Genomic DNA, 24846 nt, shown 5'->3' with positions numbered 1-24846 from the left:
GCCAACAATACATTTCAAGAACGCCCGCTACCCGAACAATTTAAAGCTACGGACGGAGTATATTTCTTCCAAAACATGTTTTATAACAGTCCCTTCTTTTGCTATATTTAACAACTTCAGATATTCTCTTTTCTAAATTTCGTCTATTTTTGCCCGTACAATTATCAGCATAGTTCAGCACAGAAGTAAATGAAATTTTCCAACAAAGTAAGCAAAGTAAATCAGGTGGTTGACAGCATTATGCAGGAGATTGCCGATGGCGTGTATGCTCTCGACGATCGGTTGCCTTCTGTCAATGAACTGAGCCAGAAAATTCATGTGTCGCGCGATACTGTTTTCAAAGCTTACAAAGAGCTGAAACAACGCGGACTCATTGATGCGGCGCCCATGAAGGGCTATTTTGTGTTGGATGAAGTAAAACGTGTGTTGCTGCTTCTGGATGTTTATTCTCCATTTAAAGAGAAGTTGTACAATGCTTTCGTAGAAAACCTGCCGGAAAATGTGAAGGTGGATCTGTTGTTTCATCAATATAACGAGAAACTGTTTGATATGATTATTGGTGACAGCATCGGAAAATACAATTCCTACGTGGTGATGAATTTCAAATACGATGAAATGACTCCCAGTTTGCTGAAATTGCCGTCGTCGAAACTTTTGTTGCTCGATTTTTGTTCTTTCCCGAAGGAAGGTCTTTCGTATATAGGGCAGAATTTTGACGAGGGATTCTATGCTGTTTTGGAAGCGGCTTTGGAGCAACTCCGAAAATACAAACGGCTGGTTTTTGTGTTTCCCGAAGATTCGGTGCATCCGATAGGAGCTGGTGATGCTTTTACCCGTTTTTGCCGGAACTATCATTTTGATTACGATATTCAAAGGCGTCATTTTGCGGAGACGGATCTCTCGGCAGGTGTAGCCTATATCTGCATTATGACCGACGATTTGGTCTCGATAGTGGCTGCTGCCAATAAAGCCGGCTTTAGGTTTGGGCAGGAGGTAGGGGTGGTGGTTTATAATGATATGCCTTTGCTGGAAATTATTCAGGAGGGCGTTTCTGCCTTTTCTGTCGATTTTGCCCGCCTTGGAGAGATGGCGGCATCGTTTGTTATGACAGGAAAACTAGTGCAACAGGAAATGCCTACCTGTTTTATCAGACGTAAATCACTGTGATGATTTTAAATATTTAATTTCTAACAAAATAACTATGGAACAAGATTTAAAGCAGGGCTATCCTGTAAAACAATTCGGACAATCTACGAAACGTTACTGTCAGCAACTCGATTTGGTGGAAGATGCCGAGTTGATTGAACAATACAAATTCTGGCATGCTCCGGCGAATAACTGGCCTGAAATTGCAGCCGGAATTCGCAGCGTAGGTATTCTTGAAATGGAAATTTATCTGCACAAAAATCATGCATTTATGATTGTGGAAGTGCCTGCCGATTTCGACTGGGACAGCGCTTTTGCCAAACTTGCCACGCTCGATCGTCAGGAAGAATGGGAAACTTTTGTGGCTAAATTCCAGTGCTCAAAGCCGGGTGCTACATCCGACGAAAAGTGGCAGTTGATGGAGCGTATTTATGCTCTGACCGAATGTAAATAACCTGAAAATCTTATCATCATGGCGAAACACAAAATTGTTGACAAAAAGTATTTGTTGCCGTTTATACTGGTAACCTCATTGTTTTACCTGTGGGCAATTCCGAATAATCTGAACGATATTCTGATTCCCCAGTTTATGAAATCGTTTGAACTGAACCGCTTACAGGCAGGTTTGGTGCAATCGGCTTTTTACATGGGTTACTTTCTGTTGTCACTGCCGGCTGCTTACATCATGGATCGTTATAACTACAAAACCGGTTTGCTAATCGGACTGGTGTTATATGCCATGGGTGCATTTTTGTTTTATCCGGCGGCCATTGTCGGTACTTACGGGTTGTTTTTGTTGGCATTATTTGTGATTGCCAGCGGACTGGCTTTCCTTGAAACGGGTTCAAATTCATTCATCGCTGTTTTGGGTGACCCTGCAACATCCACCCAGCGTCTCAACTTCTCGCAGTCGTTCAACCCTTGGGGAGCTATGAGTGGAGTTTTGATCGGTAATATTTTTATCTTCTCGGGTGTGGAACATTCCGAAGCTCAGGTGGAAGCTCTCAAAGCTTCGGGACAATATCAGAGCTATTTGCATAGCGAAATTCTCAGGGTAATTCCTCCGTATATGGTCATTGGAGTCATTATTCTGGTGATTGCATTTGTGATGTGGAAAGTGAAATTTCCGGCTGAGTCGGAAACCGGCACTCACAAGAAAATGGATACAAAGAAAGAAGGTAGTCATGGGCATTTTTCCAAATTGTTTCAATATCCTCACTTTGTAAAAGGTGTGATAGCCCAGTTTTTCTATGTAGGTGCGCAGGTTGGTACCTGGAGTTTTATGATCTCCTATGTGAAAGACTATCTGCAAAGACCCGAGAAAGAAGCCGGCTATTTTTTGTTTGCTTCTCTGCTTGCGTTTGGTGTTGGCCGGTTTGTCTCTACGGCTTTAATGCGCAAGATTAATCCGCATAAACTCATGGGTGCCTATAGCTTGATCAACGTGGTTTTGGTGGCAGTTTCTGTGCTGTTGCCTGGACAGCTTGGCGGATACACTTTGGTAGCATCGAGCTTTTTTATGTCGTTGATGTTCCCTACAATTTTTGCTTTTGGTGTAAAAGGTCTGGGACCGAATACCAAAATTGGAGGATCGATGATTATTATGGCCATTATCGGAGGTGCAGTTTGGACTCCCGTCATGGGCTTGATTTCTGACAGAACCGGTAGTCTGGCTTTGGCTATGATTATACCACTGATTTGCTATATCTATATTTTCTATTATGCCATAAAAGGATCTGTGCCATCGGGGCCGCTTTATGAGCACGACGAAAAAGTAATTGTATCTCATTGATGTTTTGTATATATACCTTACTCATAACACTATAAATTTAATAATAAGAAACTAACCAATGAAATGAACCTGTTGCTGCAAAACAACAACAATAAGGAAAATAATTTGCAGCAACATTGAATTAGCTGACGCTGAATTTAGCCTCGCTGATTGTGTAATTCATTCCCATTTGTCATTTAAAATCAAAATTGTTTACAAATGAAACCATTATCACATCATCCCAAAGTAGGTATTCGTCCTATCATTGATGCCCGTCAGGGAGGTATTCGTGAATCGCTCGAAGAGCAAACCATGAATATGGCAAAAAGTGTTGAACAGCTTATTTCTTCAACCCTTAGATATACAGACGGAACTCCGGTTCAATGTGTTATTGCCGACTCAACCATCGGTCGTGTACCCGAAGCTGCTGCCTGTGCCGATAAATTTCGCCGCGAGGGTGTAGGGCTAACTATTTCGGTAACTCCATGCTGGTGCTATGGCAGTGAAACCATCGACTACGATCCTTACATGCCGAAAGCCATTTGGGGCTTCAACGGAACTGAGCGTCCGGGTGCTGTTTATCTGGCCGCCGCTTTGGCCGGTCATACCCAGAAGGGCCTTCCTGCTTTCGGAATCTACGGACACAACGTGCAGGATTCTTCCGACACAACCATTCCTGAAGATGTAAAAGAAAAACTGTTGCGCTTTACTAAAGCCGGGTTGGCTGTTGCTTCTATGCGCGGCACTTCTTACCTCTCTATCGGTTCTACATCGATGGGTATTGCCGGTTCTATTGTCGATACGGACTTTTTCCAGTCTTATCTCGGAATGCGTAACGAGTCGGTGGATATGTCCGAAATCATTCGTCGCGTCAACGAAGGTATTTTCGATAAAGAAGAGTTTGCCAAAGCAATGGCATGGACCGAAAAATATTGTAAACCAAACGAAGGCGAAGACTCCAATACGCCAGCAAAAGTGAAAGATCGTGCGGCTAAAGATGCCGACTGGGAATTTGTAGTAAAGATGACCCTCATTATGCGCGATTTGATGGTGGGCAATCCGAAGCTGAAAGAAGCCGGTTTTCTTGAAGAGGCGCTCGGCCATAATGCTATCGCAAGCGGCTTTCAGGGGCAACGCCAGTGGACCGATTTTATGCCCAACGGCGATTTTTCGGAAGCATTGCTCAATTCGTCCTTCGACTGGAACGGTGTTCGCGAAGCTTTCGTGTGCGCAACCGAAAACGATTCTCTCAACGGTGTTGCCATGTTGTTTGGTCACCTCCTGACCGGTACGGCTCAGGTTTTTGCCGACGTGCGTACTTACTGGAGCCCCGAAGCGGTAGAGCGTGTTACCGGCAAAAAACTCTCCGGTCTTGCTGCTAATGGTCTGATTCACCTTATCAACTCCGGCTCGGCTGCATTGGACGGCTCGGGCGAGCAGACAAAAGACGGTGCACCGGCTATGAAACCTTTCTGGGAAATCAGCGATGCCGAAGCTGAAAAATGTCTTGAAGCTACCACATGGTATCCTGCCAATCGCGACTATTTCCGTGGAGGAGGTTACTCTTCAAAATTCCTGTCAAAAGGCGGTATGCCGGTAACCATGGCTCGTGTAAACATTGTGAAGGGTCTTGGTCCTGTGTTGCAACTGGCTGAAGGTTGGACTGTAGAAATACCCGAAGACGTTCACAAGGTGCTTGACGACCGTACCGACCACACCTGGCCGACCACCTGGTTCACTCCGCGTCTGACCGGCAAAGGAGCATTCAGCGATGTTTATTCGGTAATGAACAACTGGGGCGCGAATCATGGAGCCTTCAGTTTCGGCCATATCGGTGCCGACCTTATTACAATGGCTTCGATGTTGCGCATTCCTGTCTGTATGCACAACGTGGAGGATGCTTCTATCTTCCGCCCAAGTGCATGGGCTGCTTATGGTATGGATGCTGAAGGATCAGACTATCGCGCTTGCCAGACTTACGGAGCACTGTATAAATAATCGCTCTGTTTTTACAGATAAAATCGGAAGGTTTGGGGATGCCCGGGCCTTCCGATTGTTGATTTATAGGTGTTGTGTTTGTTATAACTATTAGATATGTAGTTGAATAAAAAATATTATGAACGTGTATTTAAAATATGAACAATGTTCATTATATTTGCACTGTTATTTAATTACTGTTTATTATGGTTACAAACAAAGCTATTCAGGAGCAACGGATGAAAGGATATTTCATTCAGGCGACAAAAGATATCCTTAAGGGAGAAGGCCTTAAGGGAGTGAGTGTGAGAAATGTTGCCCAACAGGCAGGTTATTCGTATTCAACAATTTACAACTATTTCAAAGATGTGAACGATCTTGTTTTTGTCTGCATCTCCGATTTTCAGCAAGAGTGTGCTTCTTTTGTTGCCGATCAGGCGCAATCGTCCGCTCCGGGAGTCGATAGGTTGAAGAAGCTTGTGGTCGGGTATGTGAATTTTTTCGTGGAATATCCGGGCCTCTTCGAGCTTTTTTATCTGGCCAAAGTGGGCGATTTTGGACACAAGGAGGCTACGATTAATGTGATTAATAGTTCGTTGGATGCAATTTGTGAAAAAGAATGGAACTATTGTATTGCACGTGGCATGGTAAAGGCCGCAGATGTGGAGCGTCTTAAAGCGCAATTGCGTTATATGGTTATCAGTTTATTGTTGCTTTACCTGAATCGTCGTTTTCCGGCTTCATACTCCGAATTTATGAATCAGCTCACGATTCAGATAAATGCTATTTTGGATAATGAAGCGCTATCGGAGCAAACAGTAGCTAATTCCGGTCAGGGAGGAACACTTGTACAAAATTCGTTGATCTCGGTCAATATTAAATAGCCTGTTATGGAAAGAGTTGAACTGTGGAGACAAGGGGAGGAGCTATCGAAAATTTTTGCGAAATGTAGTATTTCAGGACCGTCTGCCATGCTGAATATTGCACCGGATTATACTCTTCTGGCGTTAATGACAAATGCGGCAGAACCGGATGTCATTTGGAAATTTACTGTCGGAGCAGAAAGAATAGCAACTGAATTTTTCATCCACACTCCTCCAACACCCGGAGAGGTGGAGAATGCCATAATGGTGGTGGAAGATGAGGTGATGCAGGTGAGTAAATTAATTCCTGCCGGAACGCATCTTTTTTCATCCGATGCGGCCGTGAAAGAAATTTATGCGCAACTTGAGCCTTATCAGCAATCATCCGACCGCCGGCTTTACCGTCATGATCTTGAAGCGATTTTCGGTCGTCTGTCAGCTATCATATCCGGTCGTCCGGCCTCTTCTGATACACTTCCCCAAACGGCTACATTTGCAGCGGCTCTGTTGATTCTGCGCGAAGTGATGTTTCATCTGGGATTTGAAGAAATTACAATTGTAGAATAGCAGAGAAAACTATATGCAGAATGAAAAGAGCGATAGTTAAGTTACTATCGCTCTTTTGTTTGTTGTAGTCCGCCAACGAAATTGCTTCTGGCGTCAGAATGAATAGGCCACCTGTAATGTAAATACAGGCGAGCTGGTGGATATGTCGGCAGCAGTTCCGAAAGGAATCTGATAAGTCATCGCCGGTGTGATACTGAAGCCTTTAATTTGATAAGATAATGATGCAGACAAGGCTACGTCGCTAATGCCAAACGACGTGTCTACGGTTGCCGGGCTAACAACTGTCTTGCTTTTTTTGTTTTTTATTTGATTCTTTGTTACGTATGCCTGATAGAAATTAGCCGAAGCAAAAGTTGTGGAAACAGATATGGGTATTGTTAACTTGTCTGAAGAGCAAAAGATATGGTTCACAGTAAAGCTATGCGATAAATCTAACCCTGCCGAAAGATCTTTTGTGGATCCGAAACTATAGTCAACATTTAGTGAAGGTGCAATTATTGGGTTATCCCATCCTAAATTCCATGACAAATCATTTGGAGCACTTGAAAGTACTTCTTTCGAAGAAAAATAATGCGTATAAGCATAGCCAAACCCTGTGGAGAAATTATTTCCCAGGTCGAAATTATACCCTAATCCAAAACCCATATTCGATAAAGAATTCTTTTGCAAAGAAGGAATATAACTGGCGGACAAGTCTGCATAAAAACCCTGTTTGTAGCTATAGTGCAACGCAGGTTTCAGATAAAATGCATCTGTTGCCAGTTTTTTGCCTTGCGTGATTTGGTTATTGCCTGTGGTTAAAGAAACCTGAAAAGAATTATCCGGAGCTTTGTCTTCATCTTCGTTTGCGGCATTCAGAAATGGACAAATGAAACTGCTTAATAGAAGCAATATAAACGTTTTCTTTAAATTTTCAGTTTTCATGTTGAGTTTATTGGTGATATTAATATCAATTACAATCGCAAAGATATAGTATGTGATATGATTTTGAAATTAAAAAAAACAAAATTACACGAATTGATTATGTCAGACCCTTCCTCTGTAGCTCGCTTTGTGGTGCAGCAGCAAAGCCCGATTACAATAGAAAAAGCGGTTATCAACGATAACCGCTTTTCCATCTGGTCAATGACGTGTTTTTGATTAGTTGCTTAATTTGAAGGTTTTTGTGATTCCTCCAGAAGTGGCAGTCGCCAAATTGTCGCAGGAACCGTCTCCATAATCAATAACAACTGATTTGCCGTTAACCGTAATGGTCACACTCCCCTTTTGGATGTAGGGGCAAAGGTTGCCAACAATGAGTGGATTATTGTTGTCAATAATCATCGAGTAGGTATTTCCTTTAGAATTCATCCCTTTGGAGTAACCCTTTATTGAGAAAGTATCGTCATAAGGAATCAAAGGAGTTCCGTTGATTTCGAGACGTTCGCGGATTTTTCCCGAGACGCAGGTAAAGACAGTTTTGTCGGGTTTGGTGATGGTGTCGCTTGCTGTCATGGTCCAGTAAGGATGGTTTTTATCGTTGTATCCCTTATATGTGACCGTTTTTGAAGCGCCCACTTTATTGTCATTGACGTAGAAATTGGATGTCTTGATGTTGTAATAAGCATTAGCCACTGTTAAGCTATTGCTGATAGTGATAATCAGTTTGCCTCTGTAAATATTGCCGCGTCTGCCGGTAAATCCGCCCGTTCCAAAATCAATGGTGATTACTTTGGGGAAAGACACGAGGTCGGGTTTGTCAACCGTAATGGTAATGCTGGAGCTGGCAACGCCCGAGGTTTTCAGGGCTGAACTACTGCTTTTGTAGCCGTTTGTCGACAGCGCCGATATGTATTCATCCGTCTCATTAATGATATCGTCGTCGATACTTGATGCTTGTGAGTCGTTTGTGGCAGAAACCAACAAATCGGAAGTGGAGGTTAGCTCTTCAGTTTGTGAGCATGAAGACATAAAGAGTGCTAATCCGAATCCGGCAGCGAGGAATGATAATAGTAATCCTTTTTTCATGAGCCTTAACGTTTTTGTGGATTTGTAATAGGTGTGTATAAAACAAAGAGAAAGTTTGTGTTTGTTAATCCTACAAAGATATTGGTTGCGTTTGAAAATAATTGCATATCGCAACTGTTTTTTGCGGTTTGAAGATGATTTTTTTTTGAGAAAGATGATTTTTTAGAATAAATCTGAAAGTTTTCTGCCTAACAGTTTAACTTTTGGTTGCTGTGGGCATTCATCACCGGTATGACGTATGAATCCCTTCTCTATTGTGAGGGATAGCGAGACGAATTTGCCAATCAACTTGCTGAGGTTTTCAAGCAGGCATAAGGAAGATTGACTTTTGCATAGATGTTTTGGTTGTGATCAAGCATCATGCAGGGGTATTAACATAAAAAAACAGAACGACCAAGCGGCGTTCTGTTTTTATGTGTTATTCAAAAAGCATCTCTTTTATAATTTCGGAGACCGTCGGATGGGGGAAGATGATCTTTTTCAATTCATTGAGAGTCATTCTTTGTTCGATAGCCATGCCTGCTCCGTAGATAATTTCGCTGGCCGGATTGCCCAACATGTGCACTCCAAGGATTGTTTCATCCTGCTCGTTGATCAAAATTTTACAGAGGCCGTTTATGCCTTCGTTTTCAGCGACAAATCGTCCGGCATAACTCATGGGAAGTTTGACTACCCGGCAAGCAATATTCTGCTCTTTTGCCGCCTCTTCAGTTAATCCCACTCCTGCAATTTCCGGATTGGTATATACCACCCCCGGAATGGCCCGGTAGCTCATCGAGTCCGCTTGGTTGGTCAGGTTGTTAACCACCACCTCTCCCTCGCGGCTGGCTGTATGGGCAAGAAGTGAGAATCCGGTAACATCGCCTGCAGCAAATACATTCGGAATGTTCGTACGCATCTTTTCATCCACTTTGATGCCGCCTTTGAAAAGTTCGACACCCAAATTTTCAAGTCCGAAACCTTGCGTTACAGCACGACGACCCACACTCAATAGAATTTTGTCGCCACTGATGGTGAAGGTTTGTCCCTCTCTTTCGTAGCTAACTTCGGTGCAGTTAACGCCCGTTACTTTGGCTGATAAATTGAATACGATCCCTTTCTTCGTATATATTTCGCGAAGCTGGGCACTCATTTCGGTATCCATTCCGGTCAATATTTCAGGCATTATCTCGATAACGGTTACTTTGGTGCCTATGCTGTTGAAAAAACTGGCAAATTCCATTCCGATAACACCTCCGCCAATAATGACAAGCGATTCTGGTTGTTCTTTGAGTGCCAATATTTCACGATTGGTAAGAATGTGGTCTCCAGCCTCGGTAATTCCCGGAATAGGGGGAATAAATGTTTCGGACCCGGTGCAAATAAGGAGATTTTGTGCCTGATAACGTTCTTCGCCACAGCGAATAGAGATGCCATCCTGCGAACGATTCTCAATATACGCTTCCCCTTTCACCACTTCAACCCCGTTGGCTTTCATTTTGGTATTGACGCCGGCCACCAATTTGCGAACTTTTTTGGTTTTGCGCATCATGATACGCCCAAAGTCGAAACTGACATTTTCGGCAAAAACCCCATATTTATCTCCATGGAGTGTATTGTCATATATTTTGGCGCTATAAAGCAGTGTTTTTGTGGGAATACAACCTTCGTTAAGACAAACTCCTCCCATCTCTTTCTTTTCGAAGAGAACAACGGAAAGTCCTCTGGCTCCGGCACGTTCTGCGGCCACATAGCCCGCAGGGCCGCCTCCGATAATCGCTAAGTCAATCATAAATGGCTTTTTGGAATATTATTGCGTTTTGTCAAACAAAGATATTTATAAAAAGGAGATGAACAAACCTTTTTGAAGAGAACTTTCTGCCGGGAATTCAATACAAAAAAGCAAAGCGATTATCTGGTGTGAGATAATCGCTTTGCTTGAATAACACCTTTATGTTTGTCAGAATTATTTGGGCAGATTAAATGCTACTGTCATCTCTTGCATTTGTTCGGCAGACATACCTCCAGGTTCAAAGCCCATATTTTTGGACGTCATGTAGATCTGAGCCGATTTGCTCAACACATCCACCTGATCGAAAGCATCCATAATATCGATACCAACAGCACAAACGCCATGCTTTTCCCACATCACCACGTCATACTCTTTGAGTTCTGCAATGGTTGCCTGGGCAAGTTCGACCGAACTCGGCAGTTTGTAAGGAATAATGCCCAGACCACGGGGACAGAACGCTTTAGTTTCGGGAATCATGCTCCACAAAAGATTAGTCAGCACATCTTTTTCCAAAAATGGTTTATGGTGTGTCATTGCAATCAGATCGATAGGGTGTGTGTGGAGCGAAGCCTTGTAGTTAGAGCCTTTGCCAATCAGAAAGTTGTGCATGCTCAGGTGCGAAGGTAATTCAGATGTCGGCTTAACCGGTTGATCGGCAATAATAACATAACTGGCGCAATCGTCGAGGATGCGAATTACCGACCCGTTTTCCATCGGCCATCGAGCCAGATCGCGCATGCGCATGTTGGTTCCTTTGCAATAAAAATAGCATCCCTTGAGGTTGGGAAGTGTCGTACCGATGGATGTCACGTCACTGATTGCCGGTAAAGCTTTGATCTCGTCATCGACAAACTCGGTGATGTTGATGGTGATATTCCCTCCGTTTCGTTCAGCCCATCCTTTTTGCCACAAATAACCAGCCACTTCAGCCACTTTGTTTACCTCTTTTGCCAAAGCAGGACGATTGTCTAAAATTGATTTCATTGTATATAAATTAAATAGAGTCTGTTTTGCTGCGTTTTGATATAGCAAAGTTATCTTCAAATACACATATATACAAGTAAATAAAATTATACTATAAGTGTAATTATATCAGTATGATATAATTTGTATTTGATGTTTCATTGATATACATGTGCGTACATGTTTTGGCTAAAAAGTTTTGGTTTACAGCCTGAGTATCGTATCTTTGAGCGGTAAATCATAGGAATATAAAGAGTGACAGAGCTTCCCGAACATAAAAAAATGTACGAATCGCTGCGTGGTCTGATTACAGATGGTGTATATCAGGAAGGCGATTTGTTGCCTTCCGAACACGAACTAAGTGTAATACATGGCGTGGCACGTCATACGGTACGCAAGGCGCTTGATCGCCTGGTGGCTGATGGGTTCATTATGAAGCATCAGGGGAAGGGGAGTATTGTAAAAGGGCTGCCCAAAGGGATTGGTATTCTTTCGTTGATGAGTACGACTTCGGCTGTGGGCGATAATATTTTGACGACAAAAATTATCGGTAGGCCGGAAGTGCGAGCGTGGAAAGAGGCGTTTACCTTTGAACTAAGCGATGTGGAAAAAGAGGTCGGTTGTATTTATTTTGAACGGCTGCGATCGCTTAATGGGAAGCCGGTGTTTTATGATATTACCATGTTGCCTAACCTGAATTTCCCCCGTTTTACTTCGTTGAATCTGGAAAATAAATCGCTGTTTGATGTTCTGCGAACCAAATATCAGATAGAGGTTACGGGTGGCGTACAGCAAATCTTTGCTATTAAGGCGGATGCCAAGTTGCAGGAGCATTTCCGCGTGAGGCCAGGGCATCCTGTTCTACGCTTGAATCGTAAGCTGAATACGAATAAAATGGGAGTCTATATTTATAGCCAGGTCTTCTGTATAACTGACGAGCTTGGTCTTTCCGGTACTTTTTAATTCATTTCCTGCGTCCAGCCTTCTTTCCGGAGTGTAATTTAAATAAATTTTTTTGAGAAACGAAGTATGTTCTGAAATTTTATCCTTATCTTCGTGCTCGAACACGGTAAATGTGCTTGTGGTGCTAAAGCATTGATAATTAGAATTTAATTATAATACCAAATAATACAAACAGAATACGAATGAAAGCTTTCATGGACAAAGACTTCATGCTCGATAACGAAACAGCGCAACAACTGTATCACGAGCATGCGGCTAAAATGCCGATTATTGACTATCACTGTCACCTTAACCCTGAATTTATTGCGAAAGACCGCCAGTTTGATAACCTGGGTCAGATTTGGCTCGAAGGCGACCACTACAAATGGCGTGCTATGCGTACCAACGGTATTGAAGAACGTTTCTGCACCGGAAAAGATACTACCGACTGGGAAAAATTTGAAAAATGGGCTGCTACGGTTCCTTACACCATGCGTAACCCACTCTATCACTGGACTCATCTTGAACTCCGTTCTGTTTTCGGAGTCAACACGCTTCTCAAACCAGAAACTGCCAAAGAAATTTTCGACGAATGTACTGCTAAGTTGCGTACTCCTGAATTTTCGGCTCGTGGTCTGATGAAACGCTGCAACGTAAAAGTTGTTTGTACCACCGATGATCCTGTTGATTCACTCGAATATCATATTGCGCTGAAAAACGAAGGCTTTGAAGTAAAAGTTCTTCCTACCTGGCGTCCCGATAAAGCGATGGCTGTTGAAAGTCCGGCTAATTTCCGCGCTTACATCGAAAAGCTGGCTGCAGTATCGGGTGTTTCCATTTCCAAATTTGCCGATGTAATTGAAGCGTTGCGTGTACGTCACAAATTCTTCGAATCGGTAGGTTGTAAACTGAGTGACCACGGTATCGAAGAGTTCTATGCCGAAGATTATACTCAGGCCGAAATCGATGCCATCTTCAACAAAGTATATGGTGGCAAAGAGTTGACCAAAGAAGAAATCGTAAAATTCAAATCAGCTATGTTGGTTGAATTCGCAGTTATGGATTGGGAAACAGGTTGGACACAACAATTCCATTATGGCGCAATCCGTGACAACAACAGCCGCTTGTTCAAGAGCTTAGGTGCTGATACCGGCTTCGATTCAATCGGTGACTTTACTGTTGCCAAAGCGATGTCGAAATTCCTCAACCGCCTCGACACAGACAATAAACTGGCCAAAACAATCTTATACAACCTCAATCCCCGCGACAACGATTTGATTACTACCATGATTGGCAACTTCCAGGATGGTAGCGTTGCCGGTAAAATTCAGTTCGGCTCGGGCTGGTGGTTCCTCGATCAGGAAATCGGCATGACTGCCCAAATGAATTCACTCTCCGTTTTGGGTCTGTTGAGCCGTTTTGTTGGTATGTTGACCGACTCGCGCAGCTTCCTTTCTTATCCTCGTCACGAATATTTCCGTCGTATCCTGTGTAACCTCATTGGTACTGACGTAGAAAAAGGTAAGTTGCCGGCAAGCGAACTGGCATTTTTGGGTCAGATGGTAGAAGATATCAGCTACAACAACGCTAATAACTTCTTCAAGTTCTGATTTATCGTTCAAAGCAATGTAAAGAAACTGTAGGTCTTAAAACCTGAATAATTCTAACAATGTGATGGTTGTTTGTAACAATCTGTTATTGTTTAATTGGGAAAAAAGCAGTTTCTTTGCATTCGCAAAATTGGCAGACCAATTTAATCAAATACACAATCAATACAATGAGTAAGAAAATTGTAACTTTTGGAGAGATTATGCTTCGTTTGGCCACTCCGGGCTACGAACGTTTTTGTCAGGCAACACACCTTAACTCTACCTTTGGTGGTGGAGAAGCTAATGTTGCCGTATCATTGGCTAACTACGGAATGGACGCTCAGTTCGTTACCCGTTTGCCTAAAAATGACATCGCAGAGTGGTGTTTAAGCGAATTGCACAAGTATGGTGTTAAAACCGACAATGTAGTGCGTGGTGGCGACCGTGTGGGAATTTACTTCCTCGAAACCGGCGCTGTGGCCCGTGCAAGCAAAGTGGTTTATGACCGTGCTCACTCTTCAATTGCAGAAGTTACCCCGGGTATGATTAACTGGGAAGAAGTATTGAAAGGTGCCGACTGGTTCCACTGGACAGGTATCACTCCGGCTCTTTCTCAGGGTGCTGCTGATGCTTGCCTCGAAGCTATTAAAGTGGCCAACAAATTAGGAGTTCCTGTTTCATGCGACCTGAACTACCGTAAAAATCTTTGGAAATACGGTAAAACAGCATCGGAAGTAATGCCTGCTTTGGTTGAAGGTTGCGACGTTATTCTTGGCAATGAAGAAGATGCTGAGAAAGTATTCGGCATCAAACCCGAAGGCTTCGATGTAGAACATACAGGTGGTGAAGTGAATGCAGCTGAATTCGAATCGGTTTGTACTCAAATGATGGCTAAATTCCCACGTGCTAAAAAAGTGATTATCACATTGCGTGGTTCTATCAATGCCAACCACAACACATGGAGAGGCTGTTTGTATTCAGAAGGTTCTCTGAAAGTCTCCAAAGATTACGATATCACTCACATCGTTGACCGCGTAGGTGGTGGTGACTCGTTCATGGGTGGTTTGATCTACGGTTTGCTGACTTACACAAACGACGATCAGAAAGCACTCGAATTTGCAGTAGCAGCATCTTGCCTGAAACATACTATTTATGGCGACTTCAACTTGGTCACTGTCCCCGAAGTAGAGAACCTGATGAAAGGTGACGGCTCGGGACGTGTTTCAAGATAATTGACCATTTTTTCATTTACAATTTACGATTTCTTAATCTGAAATATTGGAATGAATTCTTCCGATTTAAAAGACAGATTGAAATCTTTTGCCATTCGAATTATCCGATTGTCAGAAGTTATTCCGAGTACAATTACCGGAAAAACAATTGCCAATCAATTGATCCGATCGGGCACGTCTCCCGGAGCTAATTATCGGGCAGCATGTTTGGGAAAATCGGAAAAAGATTTTCTCAATAAGCTGAAGATGGTGGAGGAAGAATTAGACGAAACGCTTTATTGGTTAGAATTACTAATAGAGTCTGAACTAATTAAAGAACACCTTCTGAACGACCTGATGGCAGAAAACAAGGAGCTGCTGAAAATTATCGTTAGTTCTATTAATACGATAAAAAAGAAGCAGCAAGATTCCAAGTGAACTGTAAATGAAAAGCAAATTCAATCGTAAATTGTAAATGAATAAATTGTAAATTACTATTATGGCAAGATTTTCAAAAATACAGGTTTTGGCCGCGATGAAAGAAACCGGCATGGTTCCGGTATTCTATAACAAAGATATCGAAGTGGCTAAAAACGTGCTCAAAGCATGTTATGAAGGTGGCGTTCGCGCTTTCGAATTTACCAACCGTGGCGACTTCGCTCACGAAGTATTCCGTGATTTAGTGAAGTTTGCTGCTGTAGAATGTCCTGAAATGATTTTGGGTATCGGTTCTATCGTAGATGCTCCTTCCGCAACATTGTATATTCAGATGGGCGCTAACTTTATCGTTGGTCCGCTGTTCAATCCTGATGTGGCTAAAGTGGCAAACCGCCGTTTGGTACCGTACACTCCGGGTTGCGGATCGGTTTCCGAAGTAGGTTTCGCTCAGGAACTGGGATGCGACCTTTGCAAGGTGTTCCCCGGCGATGTGTTGGGAACTAACTTTGTAAAAGGGTTGAAAGCTCCGATGCCCTGGTCGCAATTGATGGTGACCGGTGGTGTAAAACCGGAAGAAGGGAACCTGAAAGGTTGGTTTGATGCAGGTGTTACCTGTGTTGGTATGGGATCAAATCTGTTCCCGGCCGACCTGATCAAAGCTCAGGACTGGGCTGGTATTACCAAACTTTGCAGCGATGCTTTGGCTATCATTAAAAAAGTGCGGAAATAATATTCTAAGCGGGAAATGGAACTCCATTTTCCGCTTTTACCTTTATACTTAAATCTATAAAACAATTATGACTTCAGTTACTGAAAAAGTTGGAAAATACAGGTGGACGATTGCAGCACTGCTCCTTTTTGCCACAACTGTGAACTACATGGACAGAAATGTGATCGGTTTCCTGAAAGATTATTTCTGCTCTCCCGAAGGTTTCGGCTGGAGCTCCACCGATTTTTCTGCTCTTACTTCTGTTTTTACAGCGTTTTATGCTGGATTTACGCTGGTGGCCGGCTGGATTATCGATAAAATCGGAACGAAAGTTGGTCTTGCAATTTCGTTGGTAGTATGGTCTATTGCCGGTATCGCAAGTTCTCTGATGGGTAAATCGCTTGTTGCTCATAGCATTGCCCGGAGTATCTTCGGCGCTGGTGAAGCAGGTAACTTTCCCGCTTCAATCAAGACAGTAGCTGAATGGTTTCCTAAAAAAGAGAGAGCATTGGCTACCGGTATTTTCAATTCTGGTTCCAATATCGGCGCAATGATTTGTGCTATTTTCGTTCCATGGTGTTTGCTTACATGGGCAAGCGGTTCTGAGTTTCTTGGAAGTTTGCATGGATGGCAAATGGCCTTTATTATTACCGGTGTAATTGGTTTCCTTTGGTTGATCTTCTGGAGTATTTTCTATTCAACACCTAAAAAGATGTTGGAAAAAGGAAAGCTCGGACAGGCTGAATACGATTATATTCACAGCGATAAAGACGAACCTGTTGTAGACGGTGATGCTGCTAATCATGGCCAAAAAGTGTCATGGGGCAAAATGCTGGGATACCGTCAAACCTGGTCGTTTGTAGTAGGTAAGTTCCTGACAGACGGTATCTGGTGGTTCCTTTTGTTCTGGTTGCCAACTTACGTAAAACAACAATTTTGCGTTGGCCTTTCTCCTGCAGAAACTGCTCAGCGCGTAATGATCTCTAACTTCGTGGTATTCGGTATTGCTATCATTGGTTCTGTTTACGGAGGTTCCATCCCAATGTCGTTTATGAACAAAGGTTGGGCGGCTTACAAAGCCCGCATGACTTCGATGTTGCTAATTGCTATTGCACCTCTTTCATTGCTCTTTACTCAAACGATGGCTGGCTTTGGTATCGTGTATGGTATTGGTATTATTTGTATTGCCGGTGCTGCTCACCAGGCCTGGTCGGCTAACCTGTTTACAACTGTTTCTGATATGTTCCCGAAAAAAGCAGTTGGTACTGTAACCGGTATTGGTGCTGCATTTGGTGGTTTGGGCGGTGTTGCCGTTCAACAAATCGCCGGTCGTTTGGAAGATCACTACCGCGCTATCGGCGTTGGGTTGGCAAAGGCTCAGGGTTTGATTCAGGAAACAGCTCAGATTCCGCTCGACAAAATTAAGATCGACAACCTGAAAGATGTGGTTGTTAGCCCTCAGGCGATGGATCATGCGAAGGAGTTGATTTCTTCAAATGTTTCAACTGCATATGGCATTATGTTCGGTGTTTGCGCGTTTGCTTACCTGCTTGCCTTCTTGTGTATGAAACTTTTGGTTCCGAAACACAAACCGATTACGGATTTGTAATTTTATTAAAGGATAATAAGTTGAAGCTGCCGGTGTGAAAATGCCGGCAGCTTTTTTTGTGTTTTGCATTTTGATATGGCATAAATACCGTAATTTTGCAAAGATTGGTTGATAATGAGGAGTTGAATACAGAACCGTAGTCTTATAACCTAAAACAGTGTCGGATGAAATGTTTTTTGATTGTATGTTTTTTTGTGGCAACGCTATGTGTGTCAGCACAGGAACACTACAGAACCATGCCGTTGGCTGAAAATATAAAGACTTTGCAGGTCGGTGTTGACGGCCAGAAGCTCTCATTGCCGGTTATCCGTCTGGATGATACGGATCGGATCTGTGTGAAATTTGATGAGATGTCGCATGACCGGAAAAATTATTACTATTCGATTCGGCATTGCAATGCAGACTGGACACTCTCTAATATCACAGAAATGGAAGCCATTGACGGCTCGTCCACCGGAATGATAAATGATTTTGAGTCCTCCTTCAATACCACCTTTTTGTATACTCATTATGCCATCCGGTTTCCAAACGATCAGGTAAAATTTAAAATTTCAGGGAATTACCGGGTGACCATCTACGAGGATAATAATCCCGATAAAGTAGTTGCCGTGGCGTGTTTCTCCGTGGTGGAGCCGAAGGTATCTATTGAAGGTACAATTCGTGGAAATACCGACCTGGAAATTAACCGTCGTTACCAGCAGATTGATTTCTCTGTTGATAATAGTCGTTTTCCGATTAAAGATGTGTTTTCGGAACTGAAAATTCTGATTCGTCAAAACGGTAGATGCGATAATCAGGTGTTTGGGGTTCAACCGTCCTATACCACCTCTTCCAAACAAAGCTATGTTAATAACCGGGCCCTGATTTTTGAAGGTGGTAATGAGTACCGCAACTTCGACTGCTCTTCTATCTATACCTTTGGCAATGGAGTGGACAATATTAAGTATCATGCGCCGTATTACCATGCCACTTTGCTCCTGGATAACTCCAGAGCAGGTAAGCCATACGAGAAGATTGAAGATGCAAATGGAAGATTCGTCGTTAATCTGCAAAATGATGAGGCAGATTCTGTGAATGCCGATTATATGTTTGTGCATTTTACGATTCCGACCGACAAGCCCTTTTTTGACGGGTCTTTGTATGTCCTGGGCGATTTGAATTACAATCTTTTCGACCGAAATGTGCGGATGGAGTACAATGCTCAGCACAGCGCTTATGAACAAACTGTTTTGCTAAAGCAGGGTGGTTACAACTATATGTATGCCTTTGTGAAAAAAGGGGAGACATCGGGCTCGTTACAGCCGATGGAAGGAAGTTTGTGGCAAACCCGCAACGAGTATGTGATTTATGCCTATTACCGGGGTTGGGGCGAAAGATATGACCGGTTGATAGGTATGCAGGTGGTTGAATAATAAGTCGATTTACCAACAAGAACCGTCTAATCCGCATAAGAATAGAACGTGATCGTTTTTGTAATCTCTGGCAAAACCAGACCCGAAGGGTAAACAAAAAATACCAAGCCGACGGAAAGCTGTTTGAGTGAGTAGGCCAACTACAGACATTTTATAATGAGAAAAGGTTTCATGGCCGAGCGAACGAGTTCTTTCCGTCTATGTTTTTGCTTACTTTTTGCGTCAAAAAGTAAGGCCTGCCGCAGGCAAAAAACAAATTAAGAATGGCAAGGAATTATTTTAATGGGACAATCCATGCAGAACTTGCCATTTGAAAATATAATATTGAAGTCGTCTTGATTTTTTATTTTTTGACCCCCAACCCCCAAAATGGGGGCTGTAACTTTGCAAAATGTACAATTTTTTCTCGTTTTAAGACGAGTTCCTCCCCATTTAGGGGAGGTTAGGTGGGGTCGATTAGAAAAAATGAACTATTAATTACAGATCTTAGAAAAGTCAAGACGAGTTCAATTTAATCCTTTGTGACAAGCTAAATCGCAATGTTTGCGAAAGTTGAATAAGATAAACTATGAGTGTGGAAAACGAAGAACAGGAAATGACGTTTTGGGATCATTTGGAAGCGTTGAGGTGGACGCTTTTCAGAGCGGTTGTAGCTATTGTGTTGATGATGGTGGTGGTTTTTTGTGCCAAAGAATGGGTGTTTGATGTCATATTTGCCCCCAAAAACTCCACATTCTATATGTACAAATGGCTGGATGTCATTGGACAGAATCTGCATATTTCATCGCTTCGTTTTGAAGATTTCAATCTGAAACTGGTCAATTACGAACTTACCGGCCAGTTTATGGTGCACCTTAACATTGCTTTCTGGTTGGGACTCATCCTTTCTCTTCCTTATATCGCATATGAATTGTGGCGTTTTGTGAGTCCTGCGCTTTACCCGAACGAACGTCGACCAATCGTGTGGACTTTTGTTTCCGGCGGTTTGCTTTTCTTTCTCGGAGTACTGATTTCTTACAGCTTAATTTTCCCGATTGCTATACGCTTTTTCTTCACCTATCAGGTTAGTCCCGATATTGTAAATATGGTTTCGCTGAGCTCTTATATCAGCCTGTTTACAACAACATTGATCTGTATTGGCGCTGTTTTTGAACTGCCGATTCTGGTTTACCTGCTTTCGAAGTTTGGTATTCTGAAACGTGAATTTATGCGGAAGTACCGCCGTCATGCCGTCGTGATCATTGCGATTCTGGCCGGCATTATCACCCCAGCTGACCCTTTTTCGATGATTGCGGTATGTATTCCCCTGATCCTGCTTTATGAGGCCAGTATTTATGTCTGCAAGAAATAATTCCGCCTTGCGCATATGATTCAACCCGACGAACAGCTAAAGTCGTTTATACGGCAACATGCAGATGATGACACTCATAAGCTGTTGCTTGCATCATCCCGATATCCGGGTGTCGATGTGGAATTTGCTGTGCGACAGATAGAAGGCCGGCGTAAAGCAAAAGAGAAATTTCCCTCACTTGTCGAAAATGAAGATTTCATTTATCCTGTCAAGCTTTCGATGGAGCAATGTTCTTCCGAACTGACGGCTCAGTATAAGGCGTCGCTGGTGGAAGGGCTTTCGGTTGTTGACGTGACTGGCGGTTTAGGCATTGATGCCATGTTTATGTCTGCCCGAAGTGCGGGATATTGTTATGTGGAGCGCAATGTCGAATTAGAGCAAATAGCGGCTCATAATTTCAGTGTTTGCGGTGCCGGGGTAGATTCTTATTGTGACGATGGTATTGAGTTTCTGACGAAGACGAATCGTCGTTTTGATTGCATTTATATTGATCCGGCCCGTCGCGATGGAAACAAAAACAAAGTAATCCGATTGGGCGATTGTGAGCCCGATGTGCCTTCTGCTTTGCCGGTTTTATGGCAATATGCAGATAAAATTCTTGTCAAAGCCTCTCCCATGCTTGACATTACGCAAGCTGTGAAAGAGTTGGGTTGTGTGAGCCGGGTGCATGTGGTTGCAGTGAAGAATGAATGCAAGGAGCTGCTCTTTGAATGCAGCCCTGGTGCCACATCATATTCCATCATCTGCGCGAATCTGGATGCGGAGCGTCACTCTGTTTTTTCGTTCACACCCGAAGAAGAATCGCAGGCAGTCGTTGACTTTGCGGATGTACTTTCTGCTTATCTCTATGAGCCGAATGCGGCTATAATGAAAGCCGGAGCTTTTTGGTTGACAGGCAAACGCTTCGGTCTGAATAAATTGCATCCAGATACGCACCTTTATACTTCGGATGTGTTGGTGTCCGACTTTCCCGGAAGAGTATTCCGGGTTGTATCTTCCGGTGCGATGAATAAACAAACGATGAGGGAAAACCTACCGGATAGGAAAGCCAATATTGCGGTGCGTAATTTTCCCGCGAAACCAGAAGAGATTAAGAAGAAGTTCGGATTGTCTGATGGAGGATCTGTTTATTTGTTTGCTGTAACGATGTGTGGAGGCAGAAAACAGGCGGTTTTTTGTCAAAAAAACTAATTTAGTCATAATACTTTCTCTTTTCTTATTCACAAAAAGCCTCTTTTTTTTTAGCTAAAAAAATTGTATCATTGCATATCTGTTTCTAAACAATATTTTGTGTGGCGGAACAGGTAATTTTTTCGATGATGATTTTTTATCTGATTGTGTGTTAGGTATTTAAAATGTAGAGGCGATGAAGACAATTAATGTTCCTTATATAGATCGTTTGGATGATGCATCCATAGAGTCAGTTGCCGATATTCTTACAGAAGAGGGCGATGCCGGAAGTATCGACAGTATAAACTGGCCGGAACAATATTCCTATAAACCAATTACTTCCTTCCGAATTGCCCGTTCCACATCTGCAATTTGTATAAAATATACCGTCTATGGCAATGTTCTTTGCGCAGTTTATAGCAAAGATCAGCAGCCGGTATGGAAAGACAGTTGTGTGGAATTTTTTTGCAAAAGAGCCGATCAGAACGGTTACATGAATTTTGAATTCAACTGTATCGGTACCTGCTATTCAGCCAAACATATTACCCGTCATGAGTCGGAGCTGCGCACTCCGGAGGAGTTGCAACAGATCTTGCGTTATCCCTCTATCGGCACAAAAGCCTTTCAGGAAATGGAAGGCATGTTTGAATGGGAGTTGACGGTTGCCATTCCATTCACTTTGCTCGGAATTGATCCTGAAAATTTACCCGAAAAGATTTTGGGGAACTTCTACAAATGTGCCGATGATACCGCTTTTCAACACTATTTAAGCTGGAATCCAATCACTACTCCGGCACCCGATTTTCACCGTCCTGAATTCTTTGGGGAACTAATCCTTCGTTAATCGTTGGGTCGGTTTAACCCCGATCTGTGTTGAGCTATTTTCGCTCGTTGCTAATGTTGGGTTTGCCCACGCGATGAGATCGCGCGGGAGTAGGGGATACAAAGCGTTTATAGCCAGTTTTATGCAAAATTGGCTCGCTATCTGAATTAAATCTGAGGGTAAAAATGAGAATGGATTTTCTCAATAAACTGAACTTCTTCTTTATTTAATCTTTTATCTTTTGTTCCTTCATGAGCCCAAAGATTTCTGTACGAATTAAAGTACGAAATCCATTTTAAACATTTTGCTTTACTTCCAAAACCTTCTCCAATGTCAATGCTAAATTCTTTTTCAAAAGTAATAAAGCCAGATTCGATTTTTTCCGGCGCTTTTGTCCAATATTTTTCAATAATAGATTTGTAGTCGTTTATGTTAAACATTTCTGTCCAGTCGATTTGTTTTTTGCCAAGACCTTCTTTGTAATATTTTTCCATTTCTTGTTCTGCACGGCTCTGACATTCTCTTTTTATGCTGTTTATTTCCAATTCCCAATCTTCACCATAAAGCTTTTTCATTTTGCTTAGAACAATTTTCTTTATTTTTTTTTCTATTTCAACACCTAAAGATCTGCCTTTATTTTGAAGCTCTTCGTCTTGTCTTTCGTTCCAATCTAATAATTCTTCTGGATAGTACTCACTATGTTTCTTATTAATGACACTTTGAAAAAATCTTAGCCATTTGGTATCTGCACCGGCACCCAGTAAGCTTAATTGCCTTTCTTTTTCTTCATCTGAAATTTCATTTTTTAAAAAATCCAATAGGCTTTTTATGTATTTAGCTATATAAGAAAATCTAGTCTCATTGTCAGTTGTTTTTGAAATCTCCCCTTCGTCTATTAAAAATTTATTTAGGCTGTCAATTAGGCATATATAAGCATATGTGCCTCGGTTTGATAATATAAATGATTTATCAGCTTTCCAAATATCAGGATATTGTTGTTCTACAAAATCATAAGCTAAGATGAGTAACCCAACAATATTTTTTCTACATTTTATCATTTCTTTGTTATGTTCATGATTAGAAATGTCATATAAAGAATAGGATACAGCGTTTTCTGAATATTGATTTCCTTTGGCGCTTGGTAGTAAATCAGAAGATGATAAAGCTGTTGAAAAAGGTTTAAATGATAAAACAGATTTGTCTTCTCCTACTGATATTTTTTCAAATAGAGGACTCGATTGAGAATTGGACAGTTCCTTGATAATCGAAGATCTTAAAGCTTTTATTCTTGAGTCTGCACGATCAGAATCCCAATATAGGTCTTCTTCTAAATCCAGTCTTAAGCTAGGACTTACGGCTTTTTGATTTTCGTTAATGTCCATGAATATTTTGAGTTGCTCACTTGTCTCTAAATCTTCAAAAGCAACTACAGGTATTGTATTAGATTCCACATATTTTGAATCTGCATAGCCATAAATTCGATGTTGTCCATCAATGATATAAGCTATTCCGTAGCAGTTTGGAAGTTTTAATGTGCCAAAACAGGACTTTGAATCAGCCATTTTAGCTGAGGCTTCAAATTGTATTTTGTGTTTTTTATTGCAAAAATTCAATATGATTGAATTGGGAAAATATCCTCCTTCATCAATGAATTTTGTAATGCCACTTAACCTGCTAGGAATTAATAGCCTTTGATAAGTTGGAAATTCTGATTCATTTACTTTTGTGCGATGCAAGACAAAGCCAAGTTTCAACAGCATTGATGGTTCAATAGAAAACATATAATATGTTTTTTTTCCCATTTCACCTTTAATCGCTGGAATCTCAATTTTTTCTTTGTTAATCAACTCATTTTTGAATATTAAACCTAGAAATTGATAAAATGCAACACCTTTATAACTTTTCAATAGGCTGTTGATATAGTTGTATGTATTGTTATTGTAATAAAAAGAATTCGTAGAAAGTAATCTTTTCATATCTTCACTTTCTTCATCAAGCCTGAGATTTCGGGTTGCAAAAATATATTTCACTTTTAAGGTTCTGCCATAAATTTGTTGTAATGATTTTTTAAACCCGTCAATTCGAAGACCCAATAGTTCAAATTCGTCTTTGTAACATGGCGCTTTTTTGAAATTTGCACTTGATTTGCACTCAATAATAAACGCCGTTTCATTATTAATTGCAAATACATCAATTTGCTTTTTTTCTGAATCAATATTACTATAAGGTAAATAGAATTTATCATCAAAGTTCATAGTTCTATAACCGAGTTCGTAGAATTGACACCATATATCATCTTCAAATTTTTTCGAGTGAGATTTTAGTTTTCTGAGCCGTGTTTTGGTTTTTAAAGGTTTTGAAAATTCTTCCCACCCTTCTTGAATTTTATTTTCCACAAGTGAATGATCTATACTAATTGTTTGATATTCATTTTTTTTGGCTTTATATATTTTGCCTAGAAACGAAGCATCACTTGTAAGTTTCATTTCAATTTCATAAACTTTTGTTTGATCAATAAATGCCATAA

General features: G+C 41.8%; 21 protein-coding genes. 16 read left to right on the top strand and 5 right to left on the bottom strand.

Annotated elements, in window-relative coordinates; translation table 11 throughout:
- The first annotated feature begins 189 nt into the window (after positions 1–189).
- From F8N35_RS09395 to F8N35_RS09370, 6 genes are all read left to right on the top strand, one after another.
- A complete protein-coding gene (locus F8N35_RS09395) occupies positions 190–1167 on the top strand; it encodes a GntR family transcriptional regulator (RefSeq protein ID WP_293051815.1) in 978 nt (325 codons plus the stop codon).
- A 34-nt stretch (positions 1168–1201) separates the two neighbouring features.
- Positions 1202–1600 carry an L-rhamnose mutarotase gene (locus F8N35_RS09390; RefSeq protein WP_293051812.1) on the top strand — a complete coding sequence of 133 codons (399 nt, stop codon included), beginning with the start codon at positions 1202–1204 and terminating at the stop codon, positions 1598–1600.
- 18 nt (positions 1601–1618) lie between these two features.
- Positions 1619–2938: an L-fucose:H+ symporter permease gene (gene fucP / locus F8N35_RS09385; protein ID WP_293051809.1), complete on the top strand. Its 1320-nt coding sequence runs from the start codon at positions 1619–1621 to the stop codon at positions 2936–2938.
- A gap of 198 nt (positions 2939–3136) precedes the next feature.
- Positions 3137–4915: an L-fucose isomerase gene (gene fucI, locus F8N35_RS09380; RefSeq protein WP_293051806.1), complete on the top strand. Its 1779-nt coding sequence runs from the start codon at positions 3137–3139 to the stop codon at positions 4913–4915.
- A 185-nt stretch (positions 4916–5100) separates the two neighbouring features.
- The gene (locus tag F8N35_RS09375) at positions 5101–5778 is read left to right on the top strand and encodes a TetR/AcrR family transcriptional regulator (protein WP_293051804.1); all 678 of its coding nucleotides are present in this window, start codon (positions 5101–5103) and stop codon (positions 5776–5778) included.
- A 6-nt stretch (positions 5779–5784) separates the two neighbouring features.
- Positions 5785–6324 (top strand): hypothetical protein, encoded by a 540-nt coding sequence (locus tag F8N35_RS09370; RefSeq protein WP_293051801.1) that lies wholly within the window; start codon positions 5785–5787, stop codon positions 6322–6324.
- A 93-nt stretch (positions 6325–6417) separates the two neighbouring features.
- On the opposite strand, the gene F8N35_RS09365 is transcribed toward F8N35_RS09370, so the two are convergent.
- The 4 genes from F8N35_RS09365 to rhaD form a co-directional block, all read right to left on the bottom strand.
- A complete protein-coding gene (locus F8N35_RS09365; protein WP_293051799.1) occupies positions 6418–7248 on the bottom strand; it encodes a hypothetical protein in 831 nt (276 codons plus the stop codon).
- Between the two features lie 216 nt (positions 7249–7464).
- The gene (locus tag F8N35_RS09360) at positions 7465–8331 is read right to left on the bottom strand and encodes a hypothetical protein (RefSeq protein ID WP_293051797.1); all 867 of its coding nucleotides are present in this window, start codon (positions 8329–8331) and stop codon (positions 7465–7467) included.
- Positions 8332–8749: 418 nt separating this feature from the next.
- Positions 8750–10102: a dihydrolipoyl dehydrogenase gene (gene lpdA / locus F8N35_RS09355; protein WP_293051794.1), complete on the bottom strand. Its 1353-nt coding sequence runs from the start codon at positions 10100–10102 to the stop codon at positions 8750–8752.
- A gap of 174 nt (positions 10103–10276) precedes the next feature.
- Positions 10277–11086 carry a rhamnulose-1-phosphate aldolase gene (gene rhaD, locus F8N35_RS09350; protein WP_293051791.1) on the bottom strand — a complete coding sequence of 270 codons (810 nt, stop codon included), beginning with the start codon at positions 11084–11086 and terminating at the stop codon, positions 10277–10279.
- A 261-nt stretch (positions 11087–11347) separates the two neighbouring features.
- Between rhaD and F8N35_RS09345 the strand changes: the two genes are divergently transcribed.
- The 10 genes from F8N35_RS09345 (at position 11348) to F8N35_RS09300 (ending at position 22340) form a co-directional block, all read left to right on the top strand.
- Positions 11348–12028: a GntR family transcriptional regulator gene (locus F8N35_RS09345; RefSeq protein WP_293051788.1), complete on the top strand. Its 681-nt coding sequence runs from the start codon at positions 11348–11350 to the stop codon at positions 12026–12028.
- Positions 12029–12210: 182 nt separating this feature from the next.
- Complete coding sequence (uxaC, locus tag F8N35_RS09340; protein ID WP_068702875.1) at positions 12211–13617, top strand: glucuronate isomerase; 1407 nt, start codon at positions 12211–12213, stop codon at positions 13615–13617.
- A 167-nt stretch (positions 13618–13784) separates the two neighbouring features.
- Positions 13785–14828 (top strand): sugar kinase, encoded by a 1044-nt coding sequence (locus tag F8N35_RS09335; protein WP_068703217.1) that lies wholly within the window; start codon positions 13785–13787, stop codon positions 14826–14828.
- A gap of 51 nt (positions 14829–14879) precedes the next feature.
- Positions 14880–15245 (top strand): four helix bundle protein, encoded by a 366-nt coding sequence (locus F8N35_RS09330; RefSeq protein WP_293051782.1) that lies wholly within the window; start codon positions 14880–14882, stop codon positions 15243–15245.
- 61 nt (positions 15246–15306) lie between these two features.
- The gene (locus tag F8N35_RS09325) at positions 15307–15975 is read left to right on the top strand and encodes a bifunctional 4-hydroxy-2-oxoglutarate aldolase/2-dehydro-3-deoxy-phosphogluconate aldolase (RefSeq protein ID WP_293051779.1); all 669 of its coding nucleotides are present in this window, start codon (positions 15307–15309) and stop codon (positions 15973–15975) included.
- Between the two features lie 67 nt (positions 15976–16042).
- On the top strand, positions 16043–17563 hold the full coding sequence (locus tag F8N35_RS09320) for an MFS transporter (RefSeq protein WP_293051777.1): 1521 nt from the start codon (positions 16043–16045) through the stop codon (positions 17561–17563).
- A 164-nt stretch (positions 17564–17727) separates the two neighbouring features.
- Positions 17728–18975: a DUF5103 domain-containing protein gene (locus F8N35_RS09315; RefSeq protein WP_293051774.1), complete on the top strand. Its 1248-nt coding sequence runs from the start codon at positions 17728–17730 to the stop codon at positions 18973–18975.
- A gap of 574 nt (positions 18976–19549) precedes the next feature.
- A complete protein-coding gene (gene tatC, locus F8N35_RS09310) occupies positions 19550–20326 on the top strand; it encodes a twin-arginine translocase subunit TatC (protein ID WP_293051771.1) in 777 nt (258 codons plus the stop codon).
- Between the two features lie 15 nt (positions 20327–20341).
- A complete protein-coding gene (locus F8N35_RS09305) occupies positions 20342–21517 on the top strand; it encodes a class I SAM-dependent methyltransferase (RefSeq protein ID WP_293051768.1) in 1176 nt (391 codons plus the stop codon).
- Positions 21518–21692: 175 nt separating this feature from the next.
- A complete protein-coding gene (locus F8N35_RS09300) occupies positions 21693–22340 on the top strand; it encodes a carbohydrate-binding family 9-like protein (RefSeq protein ID WP_293051766.1) in 648 nt (215 codons plus the stop codon).
- A 146-nt stretch (positions 22341–22486) separates the two neighbouring features.
- On the opposite strand, the gene F8N35_RS09295 is transcribed toward F8N35_RS09300, so the two are convergent.
- Positions 22487–24844 (bottom strand): DGQHR domain-containing protein, encoded by a 2358-nt coding sequence (locus tag F8N35_RS09295; protein WP_293051764.1) that lies wholly within the window; start codon positions 24842–24844, stop codon positions 22487–22489.
- Positions 24845–24846 lie beyond the last annotated feature (2 nt).

Origin of the sequence: Paludibacter sp. (assembly GCF_009712605.1) — a bacterium.
Taxonomy (GTDB): Bacteria; Bacteroidota; Bacteroidia; order Bacteroidales; family Paludibacteraceae; genus Microbacter.
This window is presented reverse-complemented; position numbering and strand designations above follow the sequence as displayed.